Genomic DNA, 12,587 nt, shown 5'->3' with positions numbered 1-12,587 from the left:
CTAACCCCACATACGGAGATTCGTCCGGGCCGCCGACGAATAGTTTCCGTGCGCAGTCTCGGCGATGGCTCGAAGGCGCGCCAACGCATCACGCATCTCTCGGGCGCCCTCGTCCCATCGTGCCTGCGCTGCCTGCTCAGCCTCACCGGCATCCCCATGCCACGACGTACCGAGTCTGGCCACGCTGCTCTCGGCCTGCGCCAGGTGCCCCTCCAGCTCGGAGTCGAATGCGGCCATGCGGTCCACCGCGGCGAGCAGGGCGGCGGGATCGGCGCTGAACGCACCCATCAGAGACCGGCTCCCGACACCTCGTCGCCCGAGGCCTCATCGGTCGATGAGTACCGTTCGGCTGCCTCCTGAAGCAAGCTCGACATCCGGCTCAGCCCCTCGGCCACCGCAGCCGCGCCCTCATGCCACTCCCTCCAGACCCCGGTGTAGGCCGCCGCCGCTTGCCCGGACCAGCCTCCGCCGAGCAGCTCGGAGATGTCGGTGTCGAGAGAGCCCAGGCCAGAACGCAGCGTCTGAGCCAGTACGTCGAGCTCGCCCGACACGGCAACCAGCTCCGACGTCGCAACCTGCAGACGTGACACGTTCAGAACTCCTTCGCGGTCGACAGGGAAGCTCGACGACCAGCCTACGACCGCCGCGCGGGGGGTTTAGACACCGAATTGTGTGGGTACGCGCGGCGACTCTCAGCAAATCTTCAGGCTCGCCGATCTTGATGACGGGGGGATTCCCCGATTCCTCATCGCGATATCGCCAGTAGCGTCAAAATGTCAGGGTACGACCCTTTGCTGCAGAAACCGGGGTGGGTTATGAAGCGCTTTGCCGTTTTGCTCGGAGCACTCATCATTGCGCCATCGGCAGGTGTGGCGAACGCTTCGACCGCCCTGCTTCTCGGCGGTAAAGGCATCTACGCCGAGCTCAGCGAAGAACAGATGGCCAACGCCTTCGGCGGCTACTTCTCCACCTACGATCGCCGCGTCAACGTTCCCTTCCCAGGCAAGGAGTTCTACTCCTCGGTCAAGGTGGGCACCGAGAACCTCTACAACGCCGTCTACGACCCGCAGTACGCGGGACCCAAGACCATCGGCGGCGTCTCCGAAGGTGCGCCCGCCGTCATGGAGGTCCTGCGCCGCCTCGAAGCCGACCGCGAGAACACCACCGACGGTAAGGAACCGCCGCCGCCGTCGGAACTGAACGTCGCCATCTACGGATCGCCCAGCGACCACTGGATGGGCAAGCTGGCCAATCTCCCGGTGCCCGTCACGCCGTACAACATCATCATCGTCACGGCCCAGTACGACGGCATCGCCGACTTCCCGGACAACCCGTGGAACATGCTCGCCGTCTCCAACGCGATCATGGGCGCCGCGATCCTGCACGTGAAGCAGTCCGAATTCGACATCCGCAACAACAAGACCTACTACACCGTCGAGACCAACGAGGCCGGCGGAACCACCACCACGATCCTCATTCCGACCGAGGTGCTGCCGATCCTGCAGCCGATGGTCGCGTTCAACTTCGACCCCGACTTCGTTGCGGCACTGGACGCCAAGCTGCGGCCCAAGATCGACAAGGCCTACAAGCGGACGCCGATGGAATACGGCATCCCGGACACCCTCAACGGGCCTCCCGGAGAAACGCCGACGGTCACCCCTCCGGAGGCTGCCCTCGCGCCGGAGCCGAAGATCGAGTCCACCGCCAAGGTCACTGAGAAGAGTTCCGTGACGTCGTGGAAGGAGACGGCCGCCGAGCGCCGCGAGGAGCGTAAGCGTCTCCGCGCCGAGGCCCGCGCCGAAAAGCAAGCAGCTTCAGGGGCTTCGGACGATACCCCCTCGGTCACCCCGCCTCGTGAGTCCGAGGACAAGGACACCACGTCCAAAGACGACACGAAGACTGCCGACAAGCCCGAGCACGCCGCGGCGACGTCGTCGGCGTCGGCCGGCGGCGACGAGTAACTAGTCCTGCATAGAGTCGATCTCGTCACAGGAGTACTAGTTAGTAGGGCTGACCGGACGCCGACAAAGTCGCTAGCGCTGGGCTTTCGCCGCACATGGGTGCCGCCGAAGCCGCGCACACCAAAGTGATTCAGTCACAACGCGATTTGCGTTCGACGGAGTGGGTAAATGTACGGTCGAGATGATGGACGTATACAACCTTGCCTTCGAATGGACCGAGACCAACCGGCACTGGCTGATCGAAGTTCCCGTCCGGATCGTTGCCTACATCCTGGTCGTGCTGATCGCACGATTCCTGCTGCACCGGATGATCGACCGCGCTGCCACCGCCCGACACCCCAAGAGCCACGACGACGCGGTGAGCAAGAAGCCACCGTTGCTGCGTGGTCTCCGGGACCGTGCGCCCTCCAACGCCCGCACCGCCGAACGCCGTCAGCAGCGGGCCCAGACCATCGCCTCAGTGCTGAAGTCCAGCGTGTCGATCGTGCTGCTGATCTGGGTGGTGCTCGGCGTGCTGAGCGTCCTCGGAGTGAACATCGCGCCGTTCATCGCGTCCGCCGGCGTCGTCGGCCTCGCGATCGGATTCGGTGCGCAGAACCTGGTGCGCGATTTCGTGACCGGCGTGTTCATGCTGCTCGAAGACCAATACGGCGTCGGCGACACCGTCGACCTCGGTGACGCTGTCGGCGAGGTGGAAAGTGTCGGGTTGCGCGTCACCACTGTCCGCGACATCGACGGCACCCTCTGGTACGTCCGCAACGGCGAGATCGCCCGCGTCGGCAACATGAGCCAGGACTACGCCGTCGCCCGCATCGAGGTCCCGGTCGCGCTCAGCGCCGACGTCGAACGCGCCGAACAGGTCGCCCTCGACGCCGCCCACACTGCCCTCGAAGACCCGAAGATCGCGGCCAAGGTGCTCGGCGAACCGGAGATGCTCGGGGTCCAGGAGTTGCGTCCCGACCAGGTCACGCTGCGGATGACATTGAAGACCCGTCCCGGTGTCCAGTGGTCGGTGCAGCGCCGGCTGCGCCGCGAAATCCTGCGCGCCTACGACGAGAGCGGCATCGAATTGCCGTACCCGCCGTCGCGCTACGCCGCGGCCGTCAACGCCGAGTAGCTCTACGCCGCCAGCTTCTCCGGCAGGTCGATCTCCTCTAGCTCCTCGGGGACGTCCTCGACGCCGCGGTACTGCTGCAGATAGCGCTGGATCTGCGCCTCGCGAACAGGCTTCGACCAGGCGTGCGTGCCCCGCCGTGATCCCGCGATCATCGCCACGATGAACACGATCAATGCCGTGCCGAACGCGACCGCCGCGCCGCTGCCGGTCGCCAGTGCGTGCACGAACAGGCCCAGCGCGACGAAGGTCAACAAAAAACTGAGGTAGGCGAAGGTCGCCACGATTCTCCTTTCGGCAAGACGCTACGCACACCGTAGCGATACGCTCAGCGTAGCGTTTGGTGCGGCAGGGATATTCCGGGCGACGGGAGCACGATGACGACGAGGGCTGAGGTGGACGCGAAGATCGCCGCGGCCACACTCGAGGTGCTCCGGACCCGTGGCCCACGGGCCGTGACGGTCGAGGCCGTGACCGCGCGCTCCGGAGTGGCCAAGACGACCATCTACCGCCGATACAGCGATCGTCGCGACATGCTGGCCGCCGCGCTGTCCTCGATCACCACAGCCGCCCCACTCGACGCGCAGACCGACCCGCGTGACCTCCTCGCATGGGTGATCACCCATGCCGTCGACGCGGTCGAGGGCGGTATCGGCTTCGGTGGCTTCGCCGCGCTGCTCACCGATGACGATCCCGACTTCACCGAGGTGTTCCGGCGCATCCTCGCCGAGCAGCGCGCGACGTTGGAAGCGGCTATCACGCAGACCTGGACCGGGATCGACCCGGTGACGCTGATCGACGCGATCGTCGGCGCCTACACCGCCGAACGGGCCCGCACCGGCGCGGTCGCCGACGGGTGGCAGGACCGGTTGTTCGACGTGTTCTGGCTGGCGGTCAGCTCAGGCTGAGCGGACCGCCAGATAGTGGTGCGACGTCGCAGCGCCTTCGACCAATCCCTCGACGTTGGATTCGATCAACTGATCCTGGCTGGTGAGCCGGGTGTAGTGCTGGTGCATGTGCTCACCCCACGAGCGCACGACGAACGTCTCGACGAACGTCGACTCCTCCTCCACGCTGCGGAACAGCCGCCACTGCGACGCGCCGGTGCGCTGCCGCGAGCGGCCCAGCACCGCCATCGCGGCGATGAAGCGCTCCTCGTTCTCGGGGAGCACGCGATACGACGTCAGCACGAGCACCGGTCCGTCCAACGGCTCCGGCTCGAACACCAGCGAGGGCTCGGGCCAGTGCGACGACGGCGTGAGGTCGAGGTTCCCGGTGTTCGCATGCAGGGGCCACCACAGCGACGACAGCCCACACACCAGCAACAGGCCAACGCTGACCAGCAGGCTCGTGACGCTGGTCGTCGCACCCGCCAGTACGCCCCACACCACCGAGCCCAGCGCCTGTCCGCCCATGAAGATCAGCTGGTACACCGACAGCCCGCGGGCCCGCACCCACGCCGGCAGGCTCAGCTGCATCGACGCGTTCAGCGTCGACAGCGACAGCAGCCATGACGCGCCGCCCACGACCAGCGCCGCGATCACCGCTCCGAACACCGGTACCAACGCCAGCACCGCCGTCGCCGCGGCGAAACCGACAGCACCCGCCGTCAGCAGCATGTTCGCGCCGAAGCGCGCCCGCAGCCGGGACAGCACCAGCGCACCGAGCAGAGCGCCGACCCCGAGCGCACCGAGCAGCAGCCCGTACCCCGCCGAAGACAACTGCAGTTGGTCGGCGGCGATCACCGGCAGCAGTCCCCACAGCGCGCTCGCGGGCGCGATGAACAGCGCGGTGCGCAACAGGATGCGTCGCACGATCGGCGAACTGCGGATGAAGCGGCCGCCGGCGCTGAGCGCCGCCATCGCGCGCTCCGGCGGATAGTCGTGCTCCACCGGCGGGCGGCGCCACCACAGCAGGACCGCGACGATCCCGATGAACGACACCGCGTTGAGCCCGAACACCAGCGTCGGCCCGGCCAGCGACACCAGCGCGCCCGCGATCGCGGGCCCGATCGCCCTGGCGCCGTTCATGCTCATGCTGCCCAGCGCGGCGGCGGCCGGAATTTGTTGTGGTGGAACGAGATCCGGCTGGATCGCTTGCCAGGCGGGCATCGTCAGTGCCTGTCCGCAGCCGATCACGAACAGGATGATCAGCAGCACCGCGGGCGTCGTCAGCCCGAACCCCGTCAACGCCGCCAGGAACGCCACCCCGGCGGCCATCGCGCCTTGCGTCGCGAGCAGCAGCCGCCGCCGATCCACCAGGTCGGCCAGCACACCGGAGGGCAGTGCCAGCAGCATCACCGGCAGCGTCGTCGCGGTCTGCACCAGCGGAACCAGCACATCGGCGCGCGGATCGCCGACGAGCATCCACTGGGCGCCGACGGTCTGCATCCACGTGCCCAGGTTCGAGACCAACTGCGCGATCCACAGCGCACGGAAGACCGGTGACCGTAGCGGCGCCCAGGTCGAACTCGTCACGTCGACAATTTTGCGTCGAGAATCTTGAGCGCGTGCGGGACCGCGTGCTCGGGCAGCGGCGTGTTGTGGGCGGCGCCGAAGATGACACCGACCATCGCGCCGGCCAGCACCCGCCGCTCGTCCTCGGGGGTCGGCTCCTCGAGCCGGTCGGCCAGGGCATCGGTGATGAGATTGATGAGCTTGATGAACTCGACGTAGATCAGCCCGTGGGCCTCGGGCACCTGATAGAGCAACTTCTGCCCGATGAGGTCGTCCTCCCGGTCTTCGGGGGACAGCCCGCTGAACACCTCGGAGACCGCGTGCTTGTAGGCGGCGATCGGCGTCAGGTGCCGCGGGGCCGCGCGAAACGCCGCCACGATCAGCGGTGAGTGGTCAGTGGAGATCAGTACCGCTTCCTTGATCCCGAAGTAGCGGTAGAAGGTTCGCGGGGAGACCTCTGCGGCCTCCGCGATCTGCTCGACGGTGGTCGCGTTGAAACCCTGGGTGGTGAACAGCGCGAACGCCGCGCGGCGGATCGCCCGGCGGGTCTGGGACTTCTTGCGTTCCCTCAGCCCGAGTGGCACTTCGGTCATCCGTGGCCCATCACGCGTGCTGTGTACTCCAGGATCGGTTCGCGCAGCGCGGTGACGTCGTCCCCGCGGGTCAGAGCGTTGGTCACCAGCGTCGACACCGCCGCGACCAGCGCCTGGCAGGCGAACTGCGTCGCGTCGTCGCGGGCGTCGAAGATCTGCGCGACCCCGGTGACGAACTCCTGCTGCAATTCCACGCGGCGGCGCATCGCGTCCGGGCCTGCGGCGTAGACCTCGAGGAGATACAGCCGGGCGGTCGCCGGATCGAGAGCGATGAAGCCCAGGTAGCGGTCCAGCATCACAGCGAACCGCGCCATGGGTGTGCCGTCGACCGGCACGGAGCGGATCGCGTCGATGACGTGGCGTTGCATCCGCCCGTAGCCGGACATGAAGAGGTCCTGCTTGGAATCGAAATGCTCGTAGAACGTGGCGCGGGAGACCTTGGCTTCTTTGATCACGTCGTCGACGGAGGTGTTGCTGTACCCGTTGGCCGTCATCACCGTCGCCAACGCCTTGTACAGGCGCTGCTTCTGATGGGCCGCCACCTCTGCTCGGCTGAGGTGATGGCGGCCGGCGGCGAGCCGCTCGGACACTGGGTCGCTCCCTTGTGAACGGTGCAGCATCGGCCTGGGCTCAGCAGATGCGAGGGCATCCGCAGTATAGGTGGGGCTGACCTCGAGCCCGGCGACGTGCAATCCCTTATGTTTCTCAGAAACGGCGATGTTTATGTACGATGCTCTTGGTTTCACTCGTCGGGACTGTCGAGGCGCGCGCAGTGAGGGGTTGAGCGAAGCCTTCTGCAGTGACGCGCCGGTCCTGATGTTCGTGGATGGGGGAGCAGCGGCCTTCGGGGCCGGCGCCGTCGCTCCTATCCTTGCGGTGTGCACACGTTGGGCCTGATCGGCGGGATGAGCTGGGTCAGCACCGCGCACTACTACCGGGTGATCAACGAACTCGTCTCCGATCGTCTCGGCGGATTGCATTCCGCACGCATCGTTGTCTCGTCGGTCGATTTCGGCGAGATCGAGACACTCAAACTCGCAGGGGACTGGGACGGCGTTGCCGCGCGGCTCACCGACGAGGCGCGACGACTGGAGGTCGCCGGCGCCGATGCGCTGGTGCTGTGCACCAACACCATGCACTACGTCGCCCCGGCCATCGAAGCAGCCGTCACGGTGCCGTTCCTGCACATCGCGGACACGACAGCGCGGGCCGTCGCTGCGGCCGGGCTGACCCGAGTCGGCTTGTTGGCCACCGCTTTCACGATGGAGCAGTCCTTCTACGTCTCTCGCTTCGCGTCGTTCGGGGTCGAGGTCGTCACACCGGACGCCGACGACCGCGCTGCGGTCAGCCGGATCATCTACGACGAGTTGTGCCACAACGTCGTTCGCGACGAGTCGCGGGCGCTCTACCGTGACGTCGTCGCCCGGATGGCCGGAGTGCAGGGCGTGATTTTCGGCTGCACCGAGGTCGAACTGCTCCTCGGCCCCGATGACGTTGCGGTGCCGGTGTTTCCGACGACGCTGCTTCACGCGCAGGCGGCCGTGGACTTCGCGCTCGGTCCAACTGGGGCTCCAGGTCATTAGCCTCATCGATCCCCGGCACGTCGCACACGGGTCATCTGGCGGCTTTCACCTCAGGCGGAACCGACGCTCCAGCCACCGTCGACGACGATGTGCTGGCCGGTGACGTAACGGCTGAGCGACGAGGCGAGGTAGACGTAGGTGTCCGCGACGTCGTCGGGGTCGCCGAGACCGCCGAGCGGAATGTGGCGGGCGAATGCCGCGCGCTCCGCGTCGGGATCGGTGCCGTTGGCGGCGGCGCGGTCGGAGAACAACTGCCGAATCATCGCTGACTCGATCTGGCCGGGACACACACTGTTGACCCGTATGCCGGCCGGGGCGAGCTCGGCGGCCATGCTCTGCGCTAAGCCGATGATGCCGAATTTCGATGCGGCATAGGCGGAATTGCCCACTCCGCCACGAAGTCCGAACAGCGACGACGTGAAGATGATCCGGCCGTCGGCTTCACTGCCGGGCATCCGGCGCGCGAACTCGACCGCGGTGAGAAAGGCTCCGGTCAGATTCACGCGCAGTACAGCGTCGAACTCCTGAGGCTCGATCTCCAGCGCGGTCTTGAGCACCAAGATGCCGGCGTTCGGCACGACCACATCGACCGGTCCGAGACTCGCCTCGATCTCGTCGGCCGCGCCGCGCAGCTGCGCGGCGTCGGTCACGTCAGCGGCGAACCCCACGGCGCGGCCGCCTGTCGATTCCTCGACCTGACGGGCAGCATCGCGTGTCTGATCCCCGTCGAGATCGATTAGCGCCACCGCAGCGCCGTGGGCGGCGAAGCGGGTGGCGATACTCAAACCGATTCCGCGCGCGGCGCCGGTGACCACCGCGGTGCGGCCGTGCAGCAGTGACTGGGGCGCCGCGGTCATCGTGCACCTCCCGGGATTGCGGTGTTGAGCGATGTGGCAGACGGGGTGCGCTGCGCCCCAGCGAGTTTGGTCACGCCGAGGTAGACGGCGCCGGTGACGAGCAGGCCCGGCACCCAGGACAGGTCTGCCCCTCCCAGCTGCTGGGCGATAGGGCCGGCGTACCAGCCGTTGTTCACGAAGGGCAGGGACACAGCCACCCCTACCGCGTAGGCGACGAAGGCCTGGAAGTTCACCCCACCGTATGTCCAGGTGGCTGGGTCATGGTTGTAGACGCCTCCGCGGCGTGTGAAAAACGCTGTCACGTCGTAGCTTCCGTGCCTCACGAAGTAGAAGTCGAGAAGGTTGATAGCACCCCACGGGACGAAACCGAGGGTCAGGAACGACAGGAAGTTGGTCAGTTGCGCGGAGAAATCGTCGGTGACGGTGAGGCCCAGCCAGAGCCCGATCGCGAAGGTCGGCAACAGGAACCCGAGGCGAACCAGGACCGACGGCCGGACGTCTTTGAACGACGAGATCGCGGTGATCAGGTTCAGCATGCCGCCGTAGAGGTTCAACGCGTTGTTGCCGGCGATCGCGAGTGCGGTGACCAACAGGGTGGCCACGGCGATCCACTCGACTCCCACCACCTCTCGGGTGGCGAGGAACATGTCCGTGCCGCCGATCTGGGCTGCCAACACCACACCCAACAGATTGCACCAGGTGGCCGATACGAACACCCCGCTGAACGTCCAGCCGAAGCAGGCTTTGGCGGATACCGCGACGGGCAGGTACCGCGAGTAATCGGAGACGTACGGTGCGTAGGTCAGCAGGAAGGTCGCCATCAGTCCGACCGCGGTGAAGAACGGGCCGGGTTGGAACGGCCCGGCGCTGAGTTCTATGCCGCTATGGGAGATGGATCCGATGGTGACCACCACGACCGCGGCGGCCAGCGGCCAGATGGCCCAGCGCGCGGCGACGTGGATCGCCTTGTAACCCAGCAGTGCGATGCCCAGGCTGATCAGCGAGAGCACGATCAGGCCACCGTTGACGCTGAATGTGTTCGGCATGGCTGCCGAAAGAGCCTGCCCGCCAAGCACTGCGGTGACCACGAAGAAGCCGCAGTACAGGAAGGCCGCCAGCACCACGGGCAGAAGGGCGCCGAGGAATCCGAACTGGCCGCGACTCTGGATCAGTTGGGGGACACCGAGGCGTGCCCCCTGCACTGAGTGCAGCGCCATGAACGTCCCGCCCACGATGTTGCCGACGAGCACCGCGACGACTGACCACCAGAACGAGTTGCCGACGACGATCGCCAACGCGCCGAAGATCGCGTTGCCGATGCTGAGGTTGCCGGAGAACCAGACGGTGAAGAGGTCTCGTGGCTTGCCGTGCCGCTGATCCGCGTCGATGACGTCGATGTGGCTCGATTCGAGGCGGGTGGACTCAACCGTCTCCGGGGTGTGAGACATGTGCGCTCCTCAGTGGTGATGGTGGTCAGCGCCGTTGCTCGCCACCAGGGCGTCCCGGCGTTCGGTGACGTCGGTGTGCGAGCGGCCTACGACGCGTTGATAATTCACCGGATCGGTGGCGCCCTCGGTGTTCACCAGGAGTACGCACGCATCGGTGTGCAGTCCGGCGTGCGCACGCTCCTCGGGCGTGCCACGCTCCGCGAGGGCCAGAAGCCCACCGAGTCCCGCCGCCCCCGATTCGCCCGCGACGATCCCCTCGTCGGCGAGGGCGCGCATCGCCTCCTCGGCGTAGGTGTCGGCGATACCGACGAACACGTCGGTGCCGGCAGCAAGCAGGGGCCACACCAGTTCCGACGGCATGCCGCAGTTGAGCCCCGCCATCGACGACGGGTGCGGACCGGGCACCATCGTCAGCCCGCCGGCCCGGGCAGACGCCATCAGACAGTTGGCGCTCACCGGTTCCACGACCACGGTGGCGGGCGGATCCGGCCGCCCGTCGCGGAAATGGCGCAGGCCCGAGGCGGCGAAGGCGCCCACCCCAGCTTGCAGCGCAACGACATCGGGCCGGGGGAGGCCGTGGGCCTTGATGACGTCGTCGATCTCGTAGAAGAGCGTCGAGTAACCCTCGACCACGGCCCGCGGGGCGGCCGTGTATCCCTCCCACGAGGTGTCCGAGACCACGAGGTGGTCGTTGTCGGCCAAGCGCGCCGACGCGGCGATCGCGTCGTCGTATGTGCCGTCCACGACGTCGACCGATGCACCCTCCGAGGCGATCGCGTCGATGCGGGACTGCGACGTGCCTGCGGGAACGAGGATGGTGGACTCCAGGCCCAGCATCGTCGCGACGCGGGCCACCCCGCGGCCGTGATTGCCGTCGGTGGCCGCGACGAGGCCGCGACCATCCGTCGAACCGATGGACGCGCGCACCGAGTCGATGGACAGCGGGCCGTCCGTATCGCGGCCCCAGGCCCCCTGCACGGTGGTCAACGCCGCCCACGATGCGCCGAGGATCTTGAAGGACGGCAGGCCGAGCCGCTGGGATTCGTCTTTGACCAGGACGGTGCGCACGCCGAGCCGGTCGGCGAGGCCCGGGCAGGAGTGCATCGCGGTCGGTCGGTAGCCGGGCAACGTGCGGTGCGTGTCCTGCGGAACGCGGCTCTCGGCGTCGAAACCGGCGGTCGGCACGCGCGGCTTCGCGGCGGGGTTGAGGTAGATCTCGACGTCGGTCATGTGCGCGTCCTTTCAGACCGAGGTGTAGCCGCCGTCGACCACCAGCGCCTGGCCGGTGATGTACGACGACGCGGCCGAGGCGAGGAACAACAACACACCTGTCACGTCGTCTGGATCGGCTTGCCTGCGTAGCGGAATGCTCCCGGTGAGGTCGTCACGTGCGCGGCCGGGGTCGTGTTGATGAGCCCAGAAGGAGTCGTTGAAGGCCGTGTCCACCCACCCGGGACACACCGCATTGACAGTGACGCCATCGGGCCCGAGTTCGTCGGCCAGCGCGCGGACCATCCCGAGAAGACCCGCCTTGGTGGCGTGGTAGGCAGGCATACCCGCGTGCCCCCGGAATGCGCCTGTCGACGACGTGAGAATGATTCGGCCCTGCTCCGACTTTCGCAGATGCGGGGCCGCCGCCTGCGACATCAGGAACGGGGCACGCAGATTGACGGCCGCGCTGCGGTCCCAATCCGAGGCAGTCCACTCACCGAGAGGGTGCGCCTCGAGCACCGCAGCGTTGTAGAAGATGACATCGAGGGAGCCGACGCCGAAGCTGACGGCGGCCTCGACGGCAGCTTCGGCGGCATCGCATTCGGTGAAGTCACTGTGCAGGAACATGGCCTCGCCCGGTAGGTCCTCGTTGACCAGGGCCCGGCCCGCCTCATCGTTGCGGTCGGCAAGAAGCACGCGGTCACCGCGCTCGCGAAATCCCCGCACGGCCGCGGCGCCGATGCCGGTGGCGCCACCCGCGACGAGCACCACGCTCACGAGGTGCTCTCGGGGTCGACTGTGAGGCGCTGTTCCGTCACGGCGTGCGTGGCACAGGCGGCGTCGACCTCGGACGCCGCACCACTCACACCCAATCCGCCGACCAACTCGGCGTCGGAGAACACCGGCACCCCGCCGGGAAAGACGACGGCATGACCGCCGAGTGTGTGGGCCAGTCCCCAGTCGCTGCCGCCCGGTGCGCTGCTGGCGGTCCACGCAGACGTCGGTCGGCCGAAGGACACCGCGGTCACAGCTTTGTCGTGGGCCAGGGAGCTTGCTCCGAGCTGGGCGTTGTCCATCCGCATCGACGCCACCACGTTGCCCCCGCGGTCGACGACCGCTGCCGCCAGCCGTAGACCCCGAGCCGATGCCTGCGCCTTGACTCCGGCGAGCAGTCGCTCGGCGACGGCGAGCGACATGTCGGACGCTCGTACCAGGTCGGGGGCATCGGCCGCGGTCTGCGCGGCCACAGTCTGAGTCATGTCGACTCCTTCACGATCGCCGTTGAGATGTTTTATATTCTATCTCAGAGGTTCATTTGGCAAGCCCTCGCGAAGATCTGGAGACGATCGTTGGCCCCGTCCGA

Annotated in this window: 15 protein-coding genes; 4 read left to right on the top strand and 11 right to left on the bottom strand. The window is 67.2% G+C overall.

Annotation, left to right across the window (positions count from 1 at the left end):
• Both PGN37_RS11250 and PGN37_RS11245 read right to left on the bottom strand, forming a co-directional pair.
• On the bottom strand, positions 1 to 288 hold the full coding sequence (locus PGN37_RS11250; protein ID WP_335331109.1) for a WXG100 family type VII secretion target: 288 nt from the start codon (positions 286 to 288) through the stop codon (positions 1 to 3).
• The gene (locus PGN37_RS11245) at positions 288 to 590 is read right to left on the bottom strand and encodes a WXG100 family type VII secretion target (protein WP_335331108.1); all 303 of its coding nucleotides are present in this window, start codon (positions 588 to 590) and stop codon (positions 288 to 290) included. The genes PGN37_RS11250 and PGN37_RS11245 overlap by 1 nt, the downstream gene beginning before the upstream one ends.
• 279 nt (positions 591 to 869) lie before the next feature.
• On the opposite strand from PGN37_RS11245, the gene PGN37_RS11240 reads away from it, so the two are divergent.
• Both PGN37_RS11240 and PGN37_RS11235 read left to right on the top strand, forming a co-directional pair.
• A complete protein-coding gene (locus PGN37_RS11240) occupies positions 870 to 1,961 on the top strand; it encodes a PE-PPE domain-containing protein (protein ID WP_335331107.1) in 1,092 nt (363 codons plus the stop codon).
• Positions 1,962 to 2,145: 184 nt separating this feature from the next.
• Entirely contained in the window at positions 2,146 to 3,078 is a 933-nt protein-coding gene (locus PGN37_RS11235; RefSeq protein WP_335331106.1) for a mechanosensitive ion channel family protein, read from the top strand.
• 2 nt (positions 3,079 to 3,080) lie between these two features.
• Here the strand turns inward: PGN37_RS11235 and PGN37_RS11230 are convergent, their stop codons facing one another.
• Positions 3,081 to 3,359 carry a hypothetical protein gene (locus tag PGN37_RS11230; RefSeq protein ID WP_335331105.1) on the bottom strand — a complete coding sequence of 93 codons (279 nt, stop codon included), beginning with the start codon at positions 3,357 to 3,359 and terminating at the stop codon, positions 3,081 to 3,083.
• A gap of 93 nt (positions 3,360 to 3,452) precedes the next feature.
• Between PGN37_RS11230 and PGN37_RS11225 the strand changes: the two genes are divergently transcribed.
• Complete coding sequence (locus tag PGN37_RS11225) at positions 3,453 to 3,983, top strand: TetR/AcrR family transcriptional regulator (protein ID WP_335331104.1); 531 nt, start codon at positions 3,453 to 3,455, stop codon at positions 3,981 to 3,983.
• Here PGN37_RS11225 and PGN37_RS11220 read toward each other — a convergent pair.
• From PGN37_RS11220 to PGN37_RS11210, 3 genes are read right to left on the bottom strand one after another with little or no spacing between them, the layout of a single operon-like run.
• Positions 3,975 to 5,552: an MFS transporter gene (locus PGN37_RS11220; protein ID WP_335331103.1), complete on the bottom strand. Its 1,578-nt coding sequence runs from the start codon at positions 5,550 to 5,552 to the stop codon at positions 3,975 to 3,977. The genes PGN37_RS11225 and PGN37_RS11220 overlap by 9 nt on opposite strands.
• Positions 5,549 to 6,124 carry a TetR/AcrR family transcriptional regulator gene (locus PGN37_RS11215; RefSeq protein ID WP_335331102.1) on the bottom strand — a complete coding sequence of 192 codons (576 nt, stop codon included), beginning with the start codon at positions 6,122 to 6,124 and terminating at the stop codon, positions 5,549 to 5,551. Before PGN37_RS11215 ends, PGN37_RS11220 begins: the two co-directional genes overlap by 4 nt.
• Positions 6,121 to 6,714 carry a TetR/AcrR family transcriptional regulator gene (locus PGN37_RS11210; protein WP_335331101.1) on the bottom strand — a complete coding sequence of 198 codons (594 nt, stop codon included), beginning with the start codon at positions 6,712 to 6,714 and terminating at the stop codon, positions 6,121 to 6,123. The genes PGN37_RS11215 and PGN37_RS11210 overlap by 4 nt, the downstream gene beginning before the upstream one ends.
• 288 nt (positions 6,715 to 7,002) lie before the next feature.
• On the opposite strand from PGN37_RS11210, the gene PGN37_RS11205 reads away from it, so the two are divergent.
• On the top strand, positions 7,003 to 7,707 hold the full coding sequence (locus tag PGN37_RS11205) for an aspartate/glutamate racemase family protein (RefSeq protein ID WP_335331100.1): 705 nt from the start codon (positions 7,003 to 7,005) through the stop codon (positions 7,705 to 7,707).
• Between the two features lie 50 nt (positions 7,708 to 7,757).
• Here the strand turns inward: PGN37_RS11205 and PGN37_RS11200 are convergent, their stop codons facing one another.
• From PGN37_RS11200 to PGN37_RS11180, 5 genes are read right to left on the bottom strand one after another with little or no spacing between them, the layout of a single operon-like run.
• Positions 7,758 to 8,564: an SDR family NAD(P)-dependent oxidoreductase gene (locus PGN37_RS11200; RefSeq protein WP_335331099.1), complete on the bottom strand. Its 807-nt coding sequence runs from the start codon at positions 8,562 to 8,564 to the stop codon at positions 7,758 to 7,760.
• Positions 8,561 to 10,012 (bottom strand): purine-cytosine permease family protein, encoded by a 1,452-nt coding sequence (locus tag PGN37_RS11195; protein ID WP_335331098.1) that lies wholly within the window; start codon positions 10,010 to 10,012, stop codon positions 8,561 to 8,563. The genes PGN37_RS11200 and PGN37_RS11195 overlap by 4 nt, the downstream gene beginning before the upstream one ends.
• Positions 10,013 to 10,021: 9 nt before the next feature.
• Positions 10,022 to 11,242 carry a diaminopropionate ammonia-lyase gene (locus tag PGN37_RS11190; protein ID WP_335331097.1) on the bottom strand — a complete coding sequence of 407 codons (1,221 nt, stop codon included), beginning with the start codon at positions 11,240 to 11,242 and terminating at the stop codon, positions 10,022 to 10,024.
• A 12-nt stretch (positions 11,243 to 11,254) separates the two neighbouring features.
• Positions 11,255 to 12,001, bottom strand: coding sequence for an SDR family NAD(P)-dependent oxidoreductase (locus PGN37_RS11185; protein ID WP_335331096.1), 747 nt, complete (start codon positions 11,999 to 12,001; stop codon positions 11,255 to 11,257).
• The gene (locus PGN37_RS11180) at positions 11,998 to 12,483 is read right to left on the bottom strand and encodes a GlcG/HbpS family heme-binding protein (protein ID WP_335331095.1); all 486 of its coding nucleotides are present in this window, start codon (positions 12,481 to 12,483) and stop codon (positions 11,998 to 12,000) included. The genes PGN37_RS11185 and PGN37_RS11180 overlap by 4 nt, the downstream gene beginning before the upstream one ends.
• Positions 12,484 to 12,587: the final 104 nt, after the last annotated feature.

It is taken from the genome of Mycobacterium kyogaense (genome assembly GCF_036946525.1).
GTDB classification, from domain to species: Bacteria; Actinomycetota; Actinomycetes; order Mycobacteriales; family Mycobacteriaceae; genus Mycobacterium; species Mycobacterium kyogaense_A.
The sequence above is the reverse complement of the archived record's forward strand: the minus strand, read 5'-3'. Positions and strand labels throughout refer to the sequence as shown.